Source organism: Maribellus mangrovi, from assembly GCF_037646455.1.
GTDB classification, from domain to species: Bacteria; Bacteroidota; Bacteroidia; order Bacteroidales; family Prolixibacteraceae; genus Draconibacterium; species Draconibacterium mangrovi_A.
Genome location: NZ_JBBIXN010000004.1, coordinates 183,677 through 203,256, shown reverse-complemented (window position 1 = coordinate 203,256; position 19,580 = coordinate 183,677). Strand labels below are relative to the sequence as shown.

The window sequence follows — 19,580 nt, the reverse complement described above, 5'->3', positions numbered from 1 at the left end:
GTGCTGAACTCGCTGCTTTCTCTCGTGGGTAAGATTTTAGTAAAGCGAGCGAATGAATTCTTTAACACTACACACAAAAATTAAACTCTCCCATTTTCTGCTGGTGTCGGGCAATGGCAGAAATGTTGGAAAAACTACGCTTGCCTGCAAAATCATTACACAACTTTCGAAATCAACACCTGTTTCCGGAATAAAAATCTCATCGCATTTCCACTCCTATTCCGAAGATGAAGTAGTGAAAAAGAGCGATAGCTTTGTTATCTTAGAAGAAAAAAAGCACAATTCGAAAGACAGTTCTTTAATGTTGCAAGCCGGAGCCCACAGAGTGTATTTTGTTATGGCCGCAAAACAAAACCTGGAAGACGCATTAAGCCAGCTGCTTAAACTGATCCCGAATGAAGCAGTAGTTTGCGAATCAGGAGGCCTGCACGAGCACGTATCACCGGGACTTTTTCTTTTTGTGAACAAAAAAAACAAAGCAATCGAGAAAGTTCATTTGCTCAAACAAGAACCCATTATTGTCGAAAACGACGGAGAAAATTTCAATATGAATATTAAAGACATTTGTTTTACAAACAAGCGGATACAGTTGAGACCATGAGTAAATTCGATCAAATACAGGAAATAATCAAAAAGCTACCCGTAGCTTTCGGTGTTGAAGAAGTGGCATTGGAAGATGCGTATAATCGGATTCTTCGGGAAAATGTGGTAGCGGATATGGATATGCCTCCTTTTCATAAATCAGCCATGGATGGATATGCCTGCCGGTTGGAAGACATCGAGAATTCGCTGGAGGTGCTCGAAGTTATTCAGGCCGGAAGTTTCCCTAAAATAATACCGGGTAAAAACCAGTGCGTAAAGATTATGACCGGAGCGGCAGTTCCAAACGGTTGCGACTGTGTTTTTAAGGTTGAAGATTCGGAGGAAGTTGATTCAAAACACGTAAAGTGTACCAATCCCAAAACAGCTAAAAACATCTGTTATCAGGGGGAAGATTATCAAAAAAATGAAGTTCTAATTGAGGAGGGAACAATAATCAACACACCGCAAATGGCAGTATTGGCCGGTGCAGGTTATTCCAGGGTAAAAGTGACAAAACAGCCACTAATTTCTGTGATCGCTACAGGCAGCGAGTTAGTCGAACCGGCGCGAACACCAAAACCGGGACAAATACGCAACAGCAATACCAGTCAACTGGTGTCGCAACTCCGGCAAATGAACCTGAGGGTAGTGGACAAACTGATGCTCGCTGACGACTTTGAGTTGCTTACAGCAACTTTCCTCAAAGCGCTTATTAATAGCGACTTTGTGATTTTTACAGGTGGAGCTTCGGTAGGTGATTTTGATTTTATTCCTGAAATTTTAAAAGAACAAGAATTCAAATTTTATTGGGACAACACCGGAATAAAACCCGGCAACCCGATGACATTCTCGGAAAAGAAGGGCAAATATGTTATTGGTCTTTCCGGGAATCCGGTTTCATCACTCGCACAGTTCGAAATGATTGCCAAACCGGCCATATACCAATTAATGGGAGCCAACTACAGCCCGCTCCGTATATTGGGCGCTATGGCTTTCGATTTCACCAGAAAAAAAGCTGACCGGATAGCGGTTATTCCTGTCATTATCGATTCAGAAGGACTGATATCGGAAATTCCTTTTCACGGTTCGGCACACATCAATGCATTGGTATCGGCCAATGCACTGCTGGAAGTACCGCTAAATATTAACACCATAAAAAAAGGCGACAACGCGCATGTTAGACCACTTTAACAGAAATATTACCTACCTGCGCATCTCAGTAACTGACCGGTGCAATTTCCGCTGCGAATACTGTATGCCTGCCGAAGGTGTGCCCTGGGAGCATCACGACGAACTCCTGAGTTTTGAAGAGATTCGCGATATTGTTAAAGTGGGTACAAAACTTGGGATCAAAAAGATTCGTTTGACCGGAGGTGAACCGCTGGTTAGAAAAGATCTACCGGAGCTCGTTAAGATGCTTTCTTCTATTCCTGAAATTGAAGAAATCGGAATGACAACTAACGGTGTTTTACTACCCAAATATGCGAAAGCACTACAAGCGGCAGGACTTACGCGGGTAAACATCAGTCTGGATACTCTTGATCCCGGGAAGTTCAAAAAAATTACACGGATCGGAAGTTTGAATGAAGTATTAAAAGGAATCGATGCCGCAATCGATGCTGATCTTCTACCCGTCAAAATCAACTTTGTTCGAATGAATGGCGAAAACAAGGAAGATGAACAGGCCGTTCGTGAATTTTGCCAGAAGAAAAATCTGAAATTGCGCTTTATCCGGCAAATGGATTTACGTACCGGCGAGTTTTATTCGGTGGAAGGCGGTGAAGGCGGGATCTGCAAAATTTGCAACCGGCTACGATTAACAGCCGACGGATTTATTGTGCCTTGTCTGCACTCGGATCTGCGTTACAACATACGCGACATTGGAATAGAAGAAGCCTACATGCAGGCCCTTGAAAATAAACCCAAAACAGGATACGGGACAAATACTCACCGGTTTTCAAATATTGGAGGTTAAATTATGAGTCAGTTATCACATATCAACGACGAAGGAAAAGCCAACATGGTTGACGTTGGGCACAAACCGCAACAAGTGAGGATAGCTAAGGCTTCAGGTTATATTCAACTTCAGCCTGAAACCTTAAAATTGATCAACAAAAGTCTGATTAAAAAAGGCGACGTGATCACCATTGCTGAAATTGCGGGAATTCAGGCTGCCAAAGAAACTTCGCGATTAATTCCGCTTTGCCACCCGCTGCAACTCACTAAAGTAGAAGTTAAAGCGACAACTGAAAAGGATGGAGTCCGAGTAAACAGCCTCACAAAATGTATCGGACAGACCGGTGTTGAAATGGAGGCTCTAACGGCTGTAAGTATGGCTTTACTGACCATTTACGACATGTGCAAAGCCGTTGACAAAAAAATGGTAATGAGCGATATAAAACTCGAATCGAAAGAAAAAAAGGATCAGTAATATGCAGGAGAAAAGTTGTAAGATCGTTTCACTCAATATCTCGGAGAGAAAAGGAACGATAAAAACTCCACGGAAAGAAATAACGCTCACAAACGAAGGCATTCATGGAGATGCGCACGCTGGAAAGTGGCACCGCCAGATCAGCCTTCTTGCCGACGAAAGTATAAAAAGTTTTGAAGGAGAACTGGGCCGTGAGATCAATCACGGTGAATTTGCCGAAAATATAACAACGCTGGGATTTTCTGTGCATAAAACTAAGCCGTTCGATCGTTTTGTATGTGGCGATGTAGAAATGGAAGTCACTCAGATCGGGAAAAAATGCCACGGCGATAATTGCGAGATCTTTCAACAAACCGGAAAATGTGTTATGCCGTCGGAAGGTATTTTTTGCCGGGTCATTAAAACCGGCAAACTCAAAGAAGGAGACCAACTTGAGTACCGTCCCAAAACGTTTCGGGTAAAAGTTTTAACGCTTAGCGATCGTGCTTTCGAAGGCGTGTACAAGGATAAAAGTGGCCCCTTGATCGAGAAACTTACAAAAGACTGGTTTCAGGGGCAAAATTACAGCATAAAAACCAACCGGATTGTAATTCCCGATGAAGCCGATATACTCGAAAAGGAACTAAATAAAGCCGTTCAGGAAAATTACGACATTATTTACACCACGGGTAGCACCGGAATCGGTCCTCGCGATATTGCGCCCGATATCATCAGTAATTTTATCGATCTTGAGATTCCGGGAATTATGGACATGATCCGGTTGAAATATGGAGCGAACAAACCAAATGCCTTACTAAGTCGTTCCATTGCCGGAGTTAAAAATAAAACACTGGTATTCTCGCTGCCCGGAAGTACAAAGGCCGTTCATGAGTACCTGAAAGAAATCCATCAAATACTAATGCATTCGTTTTTAATGTTGCATTCGATCGACAGTCATTAAAATAGCTTATTTGGCATTAAAGAAATCGTCAAGAATCTGAGCGTGATCAAATCCCAGTTCAGGAAGTTTGTCGATAGGAAACCAGGCGGCATTGCTGGCATCGTCACTTCCTGTCACCTGCTCTTCATGAGGAAGTTCAACAGAATGAATCACTGAAATAGTCCGGTGTCGAGGATCGCGTTTTGGTGCATCGTAAGCACGAAATTGCTGCATGCCATCCACCTTCAGACCGGTTTCTTCTTCCAGTTCGCGAATACAAGCATGCTCCAGCGTTTCATCCATTTCGATAAAACCGCCGGGCAAGGCCCACATATTTTTAAAAGGCTCTCCTCCCCGCTCGATCAACAAAACGTGTGGTGATTTTTCGGAATAATAATAGACAATGGCATCGACAGTAAGTGCAGCCCGCGGGTATTTATAAGTATACATGTAAATTTTTTTTAATACGAAGTGATAATTCGAGATTTAAGATTCCGTCAGTTTTTTCTCCCGGTTTTTCTATACCTGAAAATAAGGTACAGAACCGCGATAAAAATTACGAGGTAAATAAAAAACTCAATACGTTCCATTAGCGTCAATTATTTTTTTCATTACACGTAATTTGTGCGTGTAACGTTTCGTATCGACATTAAAAATACCAAATTGATCCACATTATCAATCCTAACCTGCCCGGAAGCATGGATAATTTTATTTCGTTTCCAGATAATTCCAACGTGAGTAATATTTCCTTCCTCATCATCAAAAAAAGCCAGATCACCGGGTTCGGCTTCTTCTACAAAACTAATGGCGGTTCCGTATTTGACCTGCTGGCTGGCATCGCGGGGTAATTTAATCCCGATCATCTTATAGATCACCTGTATAAGCCCGCTGCAATCAACGCCAAAAGGTGTTCTTCCACCCCATAAATAGGGTGCGTTAAAATATTTCAGAGTCTGATCAATAATCATTTTTCGTGGATCTTTCGATTCTCCGTAAATCACATTTCCGGTGGCCAGAAAAGTGTCACGAATAACCGAAAACTGCTTGAGGTAAGGCCGCCAAACCGGCAATGTGCTTCCGGCCACCAACATCAGGTTTTGATCTTCTTTTACTGGCACAATGGTAATCACATCAGAAGTTACAGCCGAGGCACTTTTTTCAATTTTCTTGAGCGTGCGGTTGTTTATCGGAGTGATCATTTTAGTATCCACCCATCCTTCATAACCGTCGTAAGCCAGCTTCACATTGGTCCAGCCCACCATTTGCTCGCGCATTTCGAAATGTTCGCCAAACAATATCTGGGTCACCATTTCGCTTTTTTCTGAAGGTTCGAGTCTGACGGGAATAATACTTAAGTTGGAAATGCCGTAATTCATCAATAATTTGTTATTTTCATTTTGTAAAACAAAGTGCCGGCAGCACTGCTGTATGTACACAAAACTATTAAAAATTGAATAGTGCCTGTCGGCTTCGTTGCGATTTTTATAAGAAAGTTATGTTGAAAAAATCATCCAACGAACATTTATATTAAATTGAGCTGTTATTGAACGCTTCCGATATGAACAAATTTTACAGAAGATTAAAGAAATATACCAGGATAAGCGTACAAATTTTAAGCTTTCTGCTGGCCGCAGTGGCTTTGTACCTGATTTTGCCCGGTGAGCCAAAATTTAAATATGAGTACCAAAAAGGATTTCCGTGGAAGCACGAAAACCTGGTAGCCCCCTTTGATTTCGCCATTTTAAAATCGCCCCAGGAACTTGATGACGAAAAACAGGAAGAAGCCGCTAAAGTAATTCCTTACTTTTCCTGCGACACCTCTGTGGTTACTGCAAACATCAATAAACTTCGCGAGGACATTGAATTGTCTTCCGACATTATGGACGTGCGCAAAGAAATGGTAATTGACATACTGCGCAATGAAATAAAAAAGATTTATAATGCCGGGATTCTGCAGTTTTCGATTGATTCGTACAGCGAGCTTAACGGTAAAAGCGAGATAAAGAAACGTATCGGAAACTCGGTAACACGGGAGAATATCGATGAATTGTATTCCGAGAAACAAGCTTATAATGCCATTGTTGATGCAAAAGAAGAACTTAGCACTTCGGTTGGTAATCTTGACTGGCTAAATAATTATCCCCTCGACCGGTACATTTCGGCTAACCTCACCTACGATGCCGAAACCACACAAAAAGAAATAAATGAAGCTACTGCCGACATTTCTCTTTCAAGGGGAATGGTGCGACTGGGAGAACGCATCATACTTCAAGGAGAGATTGTTGACGGGGAAAAATACCAGATCCTGGAATCACTAAAGGCCAGTTACGAAAAAGAACGCGGCAACAACTTTAACCGCTACATGGTTGGCGTTGGAAAAAGCCTGTTTATTCTTGTGATGCTGGGGCTCGTGTTTGTATTCCTTTTTATATACAGGCGCGATATCCTCGATCACCTCAACCGGCTGTTGTTTCTGCTCATGCTCATTACCTCCATCGTATTTATCGCACAGTTGATCGACTCCTTCCCCAACCTGCACATTTATATCGTTCCCTTTGCTATTTTGCCGATTGTCGTACGCACATTTTTCGATTCACGAACAGCGATTTTCACCCTGTTCATCACTACACTTTTAATCGGATTTTACGCGCCCAATAATTATGAATTTATTTTGCTGCAGGTATCGGCCGGAATTGTAGCCGTTTTTAGTCTGAATAAAATGCACCGGCGTGTTCACCTTGTTTTGGCGGCCATCTGGGTATTTTTGACCTACGCACTCGTTTATACGGCACTTACGTTAATTCACGAAGGAACCCTGATGCTGTTCAACCTGGGAATGTTGAAATGGTTTGTATTCAGTAGCGTACTTATCCTGCTGGTTTACATTCTGGTTTATATTTTCGAAAAACTTTTTGGTTTTATTTCCGATGTTACGCTTATTGAGATATCGGACAGCAACCAGCCACTACTGCGAAAACTGGCGGAAGAAGCTCCCGGAACCTTCCAGCACTCGATGCAAATTGCCAACCTTGCAGAAGAAGTAATTCTTAAAATCGGAGGAAATCCTTTCCTGGTTCGAGCAGGTGCTTTGTACCACGACATTGGCAAAATTGCACGCCCCGCTTTCTTTATCGAGAATCAGGCGGCAGGACTAAATCCTCACGACCGGCTCAACTTTCAAAAAAGTGCCGAAGTGATCATCGATCATGTAAAAAACGGGGTAAAAATGGCGCAAAAACATAAACTCCCGGCACCCATCATCGAGTTTATTGCCACGCATCACGGAACAACAAAAGCGAAATATTTCTACCTGAAACACAAGGAAGAAAATCCTGATTCAGAAGTGGATGAAAGTCAGTTTATCTATCCCGGACCGCTCCCGGAATCAAAAGAAGCATCGGTTGTGATGCTGGTCGATGGAATAGAAGCCGCCTCGCGCAGCATGAAAGAAAAAACCCATCAGAACCTGAAAGAACTGGTGAATAATATGATCGATCAGAAGATCAAAGATCGTCAGCTCGATAACTCCAAACTCACATTCCGCGATATTGAGATCATTAAAGAAACACTGTTGGAAAAACTCATTAACATTTATCACTTGCGGATTGAGTATCCGGAAGACAAAAAGCAGAATTAATAATTTTTAACTTGAATTGCACCAAACAAGTGAAAAGCACGTTACTTTTGTAGCTGTTTATTTGGGCATACTCTTTGTTATTAAATGGAGAGAAAAATTAGCCCACTAATTGATTATTGCAAAATGCATTGAGAATGAAAAACTGGAAAACATTAACAACCGCACTACTCATATCAACACTATTTTTGGCTGGCTGTGGCGACGAAGGAACAGTACCCGATCCTGATGATCCCAAAACGGAAGCTCCGGCACTCACAAAAAAAGTAAACCTTTTTATCAAAGAGGTCATGAATGATATATACCTCTGGTACGACGAGGTTCCCAATATCGACTACAAATATGAATTCGATTCAAAAACCTACTTTAATAAATTGATTTACAAAGATGATAAGTGGTCAGATATTACTGACGATGTTGAAGCTTTAGAAAACAGTTATCAAGGAACAGAAAAAACATTTGGCTGGTCTTTAACTTTTGGCTTGTTTTCGGATACCGAAAATGTTTTCGCCATTGTTCAATACGTTTATCCTAATTCACCGGCTGCAAATGCCGGAGTAAAAAGAGGTGATCTTGTCATATATATGAATGGATCCGACATTACCCAATCTAATTATACCGATTTGCTTTATGCTGATGATTTAAGTGTAACACTGGCAACTTACAATGAATCAACAGGAATAACACTAGGAGCAACAGTTGAAATGATAGCATTGGAATTAAGCCTGAATCCCGTATTAAAAACAAATATTATTGAATACGAAGGACACAAAATAGGATATTTGTTTTACAGTCAGTATGTTGATGGCTTTGATACGGCACTAGATACAGCCCTTGAAAGTATGGTAAGCCAGGGAATGACTGACTTAGTTTTGGATCTGCGATATAATAGGGGTGGAACAAATGGGGCAGCTCAACATTTATGTAGTTCTCTGGCTCCACTGAATATAGTCAACTCAGAGAGCACTTTTTACACTTTCCTTTTTAATGACAAATATCAAAGTTATAATTATGGGGTTCCCTTTGATAAAGATGTACCGGTAAAATTAGGACTGGACAACATTCATATTTTAACAGGAAATAATACAGCCTCAGCTTCTGAATTAACAATTACAGGATTAAGAGCTTATATGGAGGTCACACTCGTAGGAGATACAACCTATGGAAAATTCTATAGTGCAACGCTAATTAAGCCCGAAACGTGGTATGATAACAATACACAATATTACCAGGAAATTGCAAATTGGGCAGTACAACCAATTTTTGCTCGCTTTGCCAATTCTCAGGGAGTAACTGATTTTAAAGACGGATTTCCTCCTGATATAGATGCATACGACGATATATTTAATACACTGCCGCTTGGTGACATGAATGATCCATTACTTGCGGCTGCGATTGAAGATATTACAGGATCTACAGTTATTTCTGCTGTGAAAAGTGCCAGAAAACCACCATTTGAATATAAAATTATTGACCAAGGATTTTCTAGGTTTGATAAAAACAAAGAAGTTCTTCATATAGACATAAATGACATAAATTTCTAATTAATAGTAAGGATATTATTCCAAAAAGAATATTTTAAAAAACTGCATAAGATGTACTTCAGTACTCTTTCTTATAACATATATTAACGAAATTGATCGCCTTTTCATAATTACAAATCAATTTATAAATAAATAACAATCAACTCGTTATCAGCATCTTAATTTACGCGTCCCATTTGCTTTTCTCAAAAATGTGTGTTACATTTGAGCAAACCCTAATTGCGACGCTGTATGTTTGATGAAATTAAGTTTTCAAACCCGGAGTATTCTACCCAGGTATTGGACGACAAACAAAAAAACCAATCAGTTAAAACCCTAGATGATAAGCAACTGATTGACTTTGTGGAATCGATTTCACAAATGGTGCTTATTTTAGATCAGCATCAAAATATTGTTTATGCCAACAATAGTTTCACCAGTTTTTTCGAAAACAAAAAAATCAACCATATCATTGGCAGTAAAGCCGGCGATAGCTTTTCGTGTCGGAATGCATCGCGGGACGGTAATATTTGCGGTACTTCAAAGTTTTGCAGATCATGTGGGGCAGCTCACGCAATTCGAAATGCAGTAAAAGGAAACCGCTCGACCAAAGAATGTAAGATTCTCACCACTAATAACGAAACAATTGATTTAAGGGTGACAGCCAGCCCCTTAACTTTGCAGGAAAGTAATCTTACGCTCTTTTCGATCAGCGATATCAGCAACGAGAAACGACGTCGCTCACTGGAACGGATCTTTATCCACGACATACTGAACATTGCCGGTGGTATTTCCGGTTTATCGGCCATAATGAAAGAAATTGATGATCCTGAAGAAATAAAAGAAATTGCCGAAACCATCGAAACAGCAGCAAATAATCTGGTCGATGAAATTCAGAGTCAGCGTGAATTGAGTTCTGCCGAACGAGGCGACCTGACCCTGAATTATACCAGAGTTCGTACGACAGACATTTTAAAAGCGCTAAAGATACTTTACTCGAATCACGATTTAAATCCGGGCAAACCCATTACAATTCGCGACGACGCAGATTTGGTATTGCTTATTGACAAAGTATTGCTTAAACGTATTCTTGGCAACATGGTTAAGAACGCCATCGAGGCCATTGTTCCGAACGACCAGATAACAATCAGCTGTGTAGAGACTGGACAAAATGTAAGGTTCGAAGTGCACAACAACAGCCACATTCCGGAATCGGCTCAGCAAGAGCTTTTTAAACGTTTTTATTCCACCAAACAAAACGGCCGGGGTATTGGAACCTACAGTATGAAATTGTTTGGCGAGAAGTATTTAAAAGGTAAAGTTTGGTTCAAAAGTTCGTTGGAAAATGGCACCAGCTTCTTTTATGAAGTTCGCTTGTAACTACAATCCCAGAACTTATCTTCCACACATTAATTTTCCGTCAGCAATCTTCCGATGGAATTTATTTTAATACTAAAAACCTTAGATTTTTCTTAATTTAGAAAGCTCTAACAGGCCGGTTTTATAACAGATTGCTCCTATGACAAAAAGCAAGAGACTTGATCACGAACTCCCTCCTGCCACCGAAGAATGGGGATGGCGTTACCACCATTTGGGTATTCCAACCGATAAGCAAATGCCCAACGAGAAATACATTCCGCATTTTAAGTTCTACCACTCCGGTTTTCCCGAAAGTCCATTCGGAATTGAATGGATGCGTTTTGAAACCGATACTCCCGTGCACCCGCTCGTGCAAAATTTGCCACACCTCGCATTTGAGGTTGACAATATTCAACAAGAAATAAAAATTCATGATCTTCGGGTTATTACACCAACCAATTCTCCGGGCAACGGTATTCGGGTAGCTATGATTGAGCACAATGGCGCACCAATTGAACTCATTGAATTTACCAACAAATGACACAGTATTTTACCGACGAAACATCTAAAGGGAAGGACTTTTCAGGTGAAGAGAAACAAGAAGCGAACTACGATAATTGTGAGTTTATTGATTGTTCGTTTACAGGTGCCGATTTAAGCGACCTGAATTTTGAAGACTGTACCTTTAAAAGTTGTGATTTTAGCAACGCAAAGCTTCTGAACACAGCCTTTAAAAACGTCAGCTTTAATTCCTGCAAACTTATCGGACTGCAATTCGAGAAGTGTAATCCTTTTTTACTGGCCTTTACATTCAATTCCTGCATCCTGAATTATGCCACCTTTTATCAGCTGAAAATACCGGGAACCCGCTTTAGCAATTGCATGCTTCTTGAAGCCGATTTTACGGAAACAGACCTTACAGGTGCCACGATCGAAGACTGCAACTTTAGTGGCGCCATGTTTGGAAATACCCGACTCGAAAATGCCGATTTCAGAGGATCCGTCGACTTTAGCATCGACCCCGATCAAAATCAACTTTCAGGAGCCAGTTTTTCGCTCGAATCATTACCGGGGCTTTTGCAGAAATACGGGATAAAAGTTCAGTAAATCCGGAGCGACTATTTTTTCCAAAAAAAAGCCTTGCAAAATGAATTACAAGACCTTCTTTTAAAATCTTTATCCTTTAAAACTTGTACGTCAAGCCAACACCAAACGACTCCATAAATTGCAGGCGAGCTCCGTTGGTCCCAGTATCCGGATCTTCAATTTTTACGTCATCGTCGTAAATCAGGTGGGTAATCAGGTTGGCACTCAGGTAATCATTGATCTTCATATTAAACTGTGTTTTCCAGTCCACATCAACATTTTGAGGATTATCGAGGTAGTTCGAAAATAGGTTCAATGTAGTTTCGAAAGTAACATTTGTCCAAACTTCTTTTTTATACTCCAGTTTAAATGTGGCTCCAAATTCACCACGTACCTTTTTGCCGGCATCAAGTCCAAAATCCTCTTCGTTGATATCGTCGGCCGTAACAAAGGTAAACTTCCCTGAAACAGGCGAGATCAACATCGACAAGCCATCGGTTTTATAATCCATACCGGCGGCTAAATTCAGGTAGCCCGGTGCCATAAATTTCGAAATCAGTTCCCTCGGATCGTTATCGTAATTATAGCCCGAAGCAAATTGCGATTTAAAACCCAGCAAGGCAGCATAATTCCAGTTTCCACCGGCTTCCAATCCCAGTTTTGAACTAATATCGATCAAATCGTCAGATTTCCTGGTATCGGTGTCTTTTTCTTTAATAAACCCATATCGCAAATCGAAACTGTTGTCCCAACTCAGCTTATCCTTTTTGTAATTGGCTGCGTAGTTGAGCATAAACAAGCCCGACATAGAACTTTTTCCTCCCGCAGCCCAGTTGGTTAACGAAACTTGCGAAAAATTAGCGCTTGCAGTTGTCGATGTTTCCCACAGTGTATCCTGTTCAGTTTGTTGGGCAAAAAGGGCAAATGGAATTAACATCAAAATGATTAGTAGCTTCTTCATCTTTTTTAGTCTTTTTTTGTTTGTTTGATAGATTAAAATTTAGGAACAAATATATCCTTCAAATGTTTGAATCTGCTGCACCTTTGCAGGCTGTTGAGGAAACTGTTGTTCGTTCAATTTTATTTATTCAAAGTATGTTTGCTCATTTTACTTTTTTCGTTTCGATCTTTTCATCCACCGCGAACGTGCCAGCTTTTGGAGATCTTCCACCTTATCCGATTCGTCGACTATCTCCAATCCGAAAAGTGTTTCAATTACATCCTCCATAGTAACCAATCCTACAATTGTCCCAAACTCATCGGCCACCATAGCCAGATGCTGGCGCTGTTGAATTAATGTGTCCAGTAGTTTGGCTACCGACCACATATCCTGAACAAAAATGATCTCTCTGCGAATTTCGGCCAGTTTACGGGCATGATTATCTTCTGCCAGATTCTCCAGAATAATATCCTTTAAAGCAAGGCCGGTAATGTTGTCCGGCGACTCGTGAAACACCGGAATGCGTGAGAACTGAAACGGATTGTGTTCAACAAAAATATCCCCCAGGTTCAAGTCTTCATCCAATGCAAAAACTACGCTCCTGGGTGTCATAATATCTTTCACTTTCAGGTTTTCAAGCCGAAGGAGGTTTAGAATGATCGATTTTTCTTCCTGGTCGATCGCACCACTTTTATGGCCGGCATCGGCCATGGCTGCAACATCGGCCCGGCTAAAAACGCTTGTTGTACCATCGCGTTTAATGATTCGGGTAATTCCCTTACTCAACCATATAAAAGGAGCGAGTATGTATACCAATATTCGCAACGAACTCACCGTAAAGCCGGTCAGTTTTTTCCAATAGGTGGCGCCAATGGTCTTTGGTATAATTTCCGATAAAATAAGGATGGCCAGGGTCATTGCACCGGCAATGATCGATTCGTAAGTCACATCAAAAAGTACAAAATTGATTTTGGTGGGACCAAATATTTTTCCGGCTTCAACACCAACACCAATGGCACCCACGGTGTGCGCTATTGTATTCAAAGTAAGAATGGCCGACAGCGGGCGGTCGATATCTTCTTTTAATTTTTGAAGTGGCATACCCACCAACGGATTTTCTTTTTGCATGCGGCTCACATACGACGGGGTAATGCTCAAAAGCACTGCTTCCCAGATGGAGCACAAAAATGAAAATACAATGGAAATGATAAAAAAGAAAAGTAATGTTGCCATAATTTGAACTTACAATAGCTTAAACGAAAATACAGAATTCAGGTTTTACATAAAAACATCGTGGCATGTTTTCCGACGAAATAATATATATTTACTTTGCTTTGAACCGAACAGCTCATCTGATTGTAATTCAAGATGCGAATTCAATACAAAATATTAAAATTATAAGAAGAATGAAAAAAGTAATAATACTAATGCTTTTGGCAATGACAGCAAGATTAGGATTTGCCCAGGGTGATCCCTACCTGTGGTTAGAAGATGTTGACGCGGAAAAATCGCTGGAATGGGTAGAAAAATGGAACGATAAAACCTTAAAGAAATTGACGGGTCAACCCGGGTATGAAAAAATGTACGATCAAATTTTGGAGATCTACAATTCTGACGATCGCATTGCGGCTCCGGCCATTTATGGCGATCTCATCTACAATTTCTGGCAGGACGAAGATCATCCTCGCGGAATTTGGCGACGTACTCCCCTAAAAAGTTATTTAAGCAAAGAACCGGTTTGGGAAACGGTTTTGGATATTGATGCCTTATCAGAAGAAGACAATGAAAAATATGTTTTTAAAGGAGCCGGCGGTTTATATCCCGATTACGGAAGGTTTATGGTACAACTCTCGAAAGGGGGCGGCGATGCTGTTGTTATACGCGAATTCGATGCCATCAATAAACACTTTGTACAGGGTGGTTTTGAGATTCCCGAAGCCAAAGGAGGCGTTAGTTGGATTGACAAAAATACACTTCTGGTTGCCACTGATTTTGGTACCGGATTAACGACATCGGGTTATCCAAAAGATGTTAAAATATGGAAGCGCGGTATCGATTTAAAAGATGCCAAATTCATTTACGAAGGCAAAGAAGATGACATGTACAACGGTGGTTCATGCATGCATACCAAAGAAAGAAATTACCAACTGATTAGTAACCGCACTACATTTTATACCGGTGTGTATTATTTTGTTGAAAACGGAGAACTAATAAAACCGGAACTTCCCGAAGATATTATTTTGAATACCATTTTTAAGAACCAGGCTATTTTCGACTTAAAATCGGATTGGAATGTTGGCGGTAATTCTTTTAAACAGGGCGATATGATCAGTATCGATTATAACGATCTGATTAATGGGAAAACGAATTATCAACTCGTTTTACGCCCCGATGAACGTTCGAGTGTTTCCGGGATAAATACCACCGAAAATTATTTGCTGGTAAATATGCTGCACAATGTAAAAGGAGAATTGTACAAGTATTGGTTCGACGGCACCTGGAAGAAAGAAAAAATAGACGCGCCGCAGTTGGGTACCATTTCACTCGGATCGGCTGATGATAACAGTGATACCTTTTTCTTTTACTTTCAGAATTTCCTTGAACCATCAACTTTATACAAAGGCGATGCACAAACGGGTAAATACGAAAAAGTTAAATCCTTAAAATCGTGGTTTCCTACTGATGATTACCAGGTTCAACAATTTGAAGTGGCCTCGAAAGACGGCACGATGATCCCGTATTTTGTAGTGTCGGCTAAAGACATGAAATACAATGGCAAAAACCCGACATTAATTGGTGCCTACGGAGGATTCGAAGTTGCCCGATTGCCGTTCTACAGCGCAATCACAGGAACTTCGTGGCTTGAAGACGGTGGAGTTTACGTGCTGGCAAACATTCGTGGTGGCGGCGAGTTTGGCCCTAAATGGCACCAGGCCGGCTTAAAAGAAAACCGTCAGCGAATTTACGACGATTACTTTGCAGTGGCCGAAGATCTTATCAAACGGAAGATCACATCGCCAAAAAAAATGGGCATTACAGGAGGAAGTAATGGAGGATTACTTGTTGGTGTTGGGTTTACGCAACGTCCCGATCTTTATAACGCCGTGGTATGTGCTGTTCCTTTGCTCGATATGAAGCGCTACCACAAACTGCTGGCCGGTGCCAGTTGGATGGCCGAATACGGAAATCCCGACATTCCGGAAGAATGGGAATACATCAGCAAATACTCGCCTTACCAGAATGTAAAAAAAGGAATGGATTATCCCGAAGTGTTTTTCTATACTTCTACCCGCGACGATCGTGTTCACCCGGGACACGCCCGTAAAATGGTAGCCAAAATGAGCGATATGGGCTACAAAGTGTACTATTTCGAAAACACCGAAGGTGGACATGCCGGAGCATCAACCAATGAACAGCGCGCAAAAATGGCGGCTTTACAATACAGCTATTTAAAAATGAAACTGATGAATTAGATTGAAAAAATATTCAGGACACTACTATTCACCCGTTGACTTTAAGTCACCGGGTGAATTTCTTTAAAACGCTGCACATTAACTTCATCCGGTAATCGCTTGTTTTCCCCACTCAAAAAATCGCACATTACACCGGCAAAATGCGGTGCCAACATCACTCCTTTTGTTCCCAAACCATTAAAAACAAAAACATTTTTATGCTCAGGATGCTGACCTAGTAACGGTCTCCTATCGGCAATTGTCGGCCGAACACCTGCCCAGTGGTTCTCGATGGTGTAATCTAAACCAATTAGTTGATCCAGGCGTTCGAGTATCGATGCTTTTCCTTTTTCTGTCGGCTCCTCACTCAGGTCCTCCCATTCATAGGTCGAGCCCACTTTAAAACGCTGATCTCCCACCGGCAACACAAACACCTTTTTATTCAGAATATATTCTTCCGATAAATCAGGCGCGTGAATTAACAGCACCTCTCCCTTTGCCGGATTCATTTTTACAAAATTGAATAATGGATTACGACTGAGGTGATAACCTTCGCAAAACACAACTTTTTCAGCCTTATAACCACCGCATTCAATTTCTTTATTGATATCCATGTTATCTGTAACTTGAAAATCTTCTTCAATTAGAAGTCCCTTTTTATAAAAAAATGATTCGGCGTGAGCTAAAAAAACAGAGAGATTAAGATAACCGGCCTGTTGCACTATTCCGTAAGCCGGCGCCGTTTTTATACCTCGAACCGGAGATTCTCCAACTATGTCTTCAATGTAAAAATCAAAACCGGGTAAGGTAATTTTCTTTTTCCACAGATTAGTTTCCTGTTCCGAAAGCGGCTTAAGAATTTTTTTGGAGAAATAAAAAGACTTCCCAAGGATCTTTTCCAGGTGCTGAAAGTTCCAGATCATTTCGGGCAGCAATTCATCCACCATCCAGCTTTTTGTAAGACGTTTATATACCAGGGGATTGATCATTCCGGCTGCAACTATAGAAGCCTTGCTTTTGTTCGCTGAATTTACAATTCGAAAATCAATTCCCCTTTCCAACATATTAAAAGCAAGCATGGTTCCTGCGAGCCCCTGTCCTACGATCAGGAATTCTGTTTTTTTCATGATCGAATCAGCTTTCGGGCTTCTTTGGTTGAGCGCGTCGGTAGGTTACATTTGCCTTCGTGACACACATAAATAAGATCGTCGCCCAAAACAAAACGATTTTTAAGCAGCGGAATTTTACTTTCACGGTTCGTTTGCGCCCAAAGTATATGGGGTTGATAGCCATCCTTTAGTTCTGCAAGCAGCAGATTTGAATTGATACCGCACACCACCACCTCAAAATAAGGCTCAGTGAGTTTGAGCATCACATTTCCCCAGTTGGCGTAAGCCATCGGATATTTGGTAAAATGAAGAGTTATATGCTGAAGCATTTTTTTTACCGCAGTCAAATAATCCGGTCGCCCCTGTATCAGGTACAAGCGATGCAGATTATTTGCCATCACTGAATTGGCGGCAGGAATAACATTGTCTTCTTTTTGAAAATGATTGGCAACCGCCGATCCCGTATTTTTTTCGGAAAAGTAAAATAATCCTTTCTTCTCATCGTAAAAATGATCGAATACATAGTCGTTCATTCGAACAACTTGTTTCATCCATTTTTCATCGCCGGTAGTTTCGAAAAGAGCCAGAAATGCCTGAATTAACAGGGAATAATCTTCTAAAAATCCTTTTATCGTACTCCTGCCTTTTTTCCAGTTGTGATACACCTGACCCGATTTATTCACCTGGTTCTCCACCAAAAAGTCAGCATTCTTTTGGGCCAATCGAAGGAAATGATCGTCATTAAAAGCTTTGTAAGCATCTACCAAACCGGTAATAACCAAAGCATTCCAGGAGGTAAGAGTTTTATCATCCAGCCCGGGACGTTCTCTGTTGCTCCTTTGCTTTAACAATTTATATTTCCAATTGCCCACCATTAAATGCAGGTGGTGCTCGCTCAATTCATGCAAATTTGCAAAATCTTCATTGCTCCTGTCGCGCAATAAAATGAACTTGCCATCTTCCCAGAAACCTTTCTCGTTAATGTTGTAGTATTCAGCAAAAAGCGGGTAATCTTCATCGATCACTTTTTTCAATTCACTTTTTTGCCACACGTAAAATTTGCCTTCTTCTCCTTCGCTGTCTGCATCGAGCGAAGAATAAAAAGCACCTGTCTCGTCCATCATTTCACGCTCGAGGAAATCGACGATCTCGTAAACCACACATTTAAACTCCTGATTCTTAAAGTGCTGATAGGCTTTCGAATAGATGCTAAGCAGTTGCCCGTTATCGTATAACATTTTCTCGAAATGCGGAACCTTCCATTTGTCGTCGACCGAATACCTTGCAAAGCCACCTCCAACATGATCGTAAATACCTCCACGGGCCATTTTTTCGAGCGTGATTCGCACAAAATCAAGCGCCTTGTCGTCGTTTTTTATAAATCCAAAATACAGCAGGAAATCGAGGTTTACGGGCATCGGAAATTTCGGTGCACCGTTTTTTCCACCCTCTTTCAAATCAAAGATCGATTTCCAGTTTTCTAAACCGGTTTCAATCAGTGAGCGATCAACAGCAATATTTTCCTCCACCTCAATTCCCAGCGAAATGTTTTCAATTCCTTCCTGCAATTCACGTGCATATTGTTGTGTTTTTTCAGGCTCCTTTTTGTAATAGTCAAATACTGCATTCAGGCTGTTCATCCAGGTTTCTTTCGAGAAAAAGGTTCCGCCCCAAATGGGTTGTCCGTTTGGCAATACAACCACATTTAGCGGCCATCCACCCTGTCGCATCATCAACTGAACGGCACTCATATAGTAATGATCGATATCCGGTCGTTCTTCCCGGTCCACTTTAATGCATACGTATTTATCATTCATTACCTGCGCTACTTCAACATCCTCAAAACTTTCGTGTTCCATTACATGACACCAATGACAGGCCGCATAACCTATACTTATAAGTACCAATTTTCCATCACGTTCAGCTTCTTTAAGGGCTGCCTCGCTCCAGGGCTGCCAGTTCACCGGATTGTGAGCGTGCTGCAACAAATACGGAGAAGTAGAATTGATCAATTCGTTGGTTTGACCTGTTTTGTCATTTAGATGAAATGTCATTTCGTCGGCCTTTCAGATACTTTAATGTGATACTATTTTGTTATTACAAGAAAAACAATAATATGTATGAATAGTTTGTAAAGTGGCCTTTGAATCCGATAGGTAATATTTATGAGATATCGAAGTATATTTATACATACTTACTGTAGACTTCCTGCTTTATTCGGATTAAATCTTTTTTGTGTATTGTACAATAAACATTATTTCAAATCCCCGAACCACAACACATTGTATTACTGCATATTACAAGCATACAAAATAATATCTGTATTTTATCCCGACTTTTGTAGTGAGAAATATCAGCTCCCGAAAGCTCTAACACTTGCAATATTCAATTATATTTGTAGCACAAACCCGATTGGAAGTCGAAAGACACAACATTACAAAGTATTAAATCCCGGAGTGGACGCCGGGATTTTACTTTTTAAAGACTTAAAATTTCATAAAACATTTTGCTAACTTCCTCTAAAAAAATAACTTCGCCCCGTTT

The 19,580-nt window shown here is 40.9% G+C and carries 17 protein-coding genes; 11 read left to right on the top strand and 6 right to left on the bottom strand.

From position 1 onward, the window contains the following. The first annotated feature begins 52 nt into the window (after positions 1–52). From WFY05_RS16300 to WFY05_RS16280, 5 genes are read left to right on the top strand one after another with little or no spacing between them, the layout of a single operon-like run. A complete protein-coding gene (locus WFY05_RS16300; RefSeq protein ID WP_340113969.1) occupies positions 53–601 on the top strand; it encodes a hypothetical protein in 549 nt (182 codons plus the stop codon). Then, a complete protein-coding gene (locus tag WFY05_RS16295; RefSeq protein WP_340113968.1) occupies positions 598–1,773 on the top strand; it encodes a molybdopterin molybdotransferase MoeA in 1,176 nt (391 codons plus the stop codon). Before WFY05_RS16300 ends, WFY05_RS16295 begins: the two co-directional genes overlap by 4 nt. Continuing rightward, complete coding sequence (locus tag WFY05_RS16290) at positions 1,757–2,557, top strand: GTP 3',8-cyclase MoaA (protein WP_340113967.1); 801 nt, start codon at positions 1,757–1,759, stop codon at positions 2,555–2,557. The genes WFY05_RS16295 and WFY05_RS16290 overlap by 17 nt, the downstream gene beginning before the upstream one ends. A gap of 3 nt (positions 2,558–2,560) precedes the next feature. Then, a complete protein-coding gene (gene moaC, locus WFY05_RS16285; RefSeq protein WP_340113966.1) occupies positions 2,561–3,013 on the top strand; it encodes a cyclic pyranopterin monophosphate synthase MoaC in 453 nt (150 codons plus the stop codon). A gap of 1 nt (position 3,014) precedes the next feature. After that, a complete protein-coding gene (locus WFY05_RS16280) occupies positions 3,015–3,953 on the top strand; it encodes a molybdenum cofactor synthesis domain-containing protein (protein WP_340113965.1) in 939 nt (312 codons plus the stop codon). Between the two features lie 6 nt (positions 3,954–3,959). Here WFY05_RS16280 and WFY05_RS16275 read toward each other — a convergent pair whose 3' ends face one another. After that, positions 3,960–4,382, bottom strand: a complete 423-nt coding sequence (locus tag WFY05_RS16275; RefSeq protein ID WP_340113964.1) for an NUDIX domain-containing protein — start codon at positions 4,380–4,382, stop codon at positions 3,960–3,962. A 126-nt stretch (positions 4,383–4,508) separates the two neighbouring features. Then, positions 4,509–5,309, bottom strand: coding sequence for a C40 family peptidase (locus tag WFY05_RS16270; protein ID WP_340113963.1), 801 nt, complete (start codon positions 5,307–5,309; stop codon positions 4,509–4,511). Positions 5,310–5,491: 182 nt separating this feature from the next. On the opposite strand from WFY05_RS16270, the gene WFY05_RS16265 reads away from it, so the two are divergent. From WFY05_RS16265 to WFY05_RS16245, 5 genes are all read left to right on the top strand, one after another. After that, positions 5,492–7,570: an HD family phosphohydrolase gene (locus WFY05_RS16265; protein ID WP_340113962.1), complete on the top strand. Its 2,079-nt coding sequence runs from the start codon at positions 5,492–5,494 to the stop codon at positions 7,568–7,570. Positions 7,571–7,704: 134 nt separating this feature from the next. After that, positions 7,705–9,111 carry a S41 family peptidase gene (locus tag WFY05_RS16260; protein WP_340113961.1) on the top strand — a complete coding sequence of 469 codons (1,407 nt, stop codon included), beginning with the start codon at positions 7,705–7,707 and terminating at the stop codon, positions 9,109–9,111. 231 nt (positions 9,112–9,342) lie between these two features. Further along, positions 9,343–10,470, top strand: a complete 1,128-nt coding sequence (locus tag WFY05_RS16255; protein ID WP_340113960.1) for a sensor histidine kinase — start codon at positions 9,343–9,345, stop codon at positions 10,468–10,470. Between the two features lie 139 nt (positions 10,471–10,609). Next, positions 10,610–10,990 carry a VOC family protein gene (locus WFY05_RS16250; protein WP_340113959.1) on the top strand — a complete coding sequence of 127 codons (381 nt, stop codon included), beginning with the start codon at positions 10,610–10,612 and terminating at the stop codon, positions 10,988–10,990. Beyond that, positions 10,987–11,556, top strand: a complete 570-nt coding sequence (locus tag WFY05_RS16245; protein ID WP_340113958.1) for a pentapeptide repeat-containing protein — start codon at positions 10,987–10,989, stop codon at positions 11,554–11,556. The genes WFY05_RS16250 and WFY05_RS16245 overlap by 4 nt, the downstream gene beginning before the upstream one ends. 76 nt (positions 11,557–11,632) lie before the next feature. Here the strand turns inward: WFY05_RS16245 and WFY05_RS16240 are convergent, their stop codons facing one another. Together WFY05_RS16240 and WFY05_RS16235 are read right to left on the bottom strand one after the other, a co-directional pair. Beyond that, entirely contained in the window at positions 11,633–12,496 is an 864-nt protein-coding gene (locus WFY05_RS16240; RefSeq protein WP_340113957.1) for a DUF3078 domain-containing protein, read from the bottom strand. A 147-nt stretch (positions 12,497–12,643) separates the two neighbouring features. Further along, positions 12,644–13,708 (bottom strand): CNNM domain-containing protein, encoded by a 1,065-nt coding sequence (locus tag WFY05_RS16235; protein ID WP_340113956.1) that lies wholly within the window; start codon positions 13,706–13,708, stop codon positions 12,644–12,646. A gap of 173 nt (positions 13,709–13,881) precedes the next feature. Between WFY05_RS16235 and WFY05_RS16230 the strand changes: the two genes are divergently transcribed. After that, the gene (locus WFY05_RS16230) at positions 13,882–15,948 is read left to right on the top strand and encodes a prolyl oligopeptidase family serine peptidase (RefSeq protein WP_340113955.1); all 2,067 of its coding nucleotides are present in this window, start codon (positions 13,882–13,884) and stop codon (positions 15,946–15,948) included. A 41-nt stretch (positions 15,949–15,989) separates the two neighbouring features. Here WFY05_RS16230 and WFY05_RS16225 read toward each other — a convergent pair whose 3' ends face one another. Beyond that, positions 15,990–17,054: an NAD(P)/FAD-dependent oxidoreductase gene (locus WFY05_RS16225; protein ID WP_340113954.1), complete on the bottom strand. Its 1,065-nt coding sequence runs from the start codon at positions 17,052–17,054 to the stop codon at positions 15,990–15,992. Then, a complete protein-coding gene (locus tag WFY05_RS16220; protein WP_340113953.1) occupies positions 17,051–19,090 on the bottom strand; it encodes a thioredoxin domain-containing protein in 2,040 nt (679 codons plus the stop codon). Before WFY05_RS16220 ends, WFY05_RS16225 begins: the two co-directional genes overlap by 4 nt. Positions 19,091–19,580: the final 490 nt, after the last annotated feature.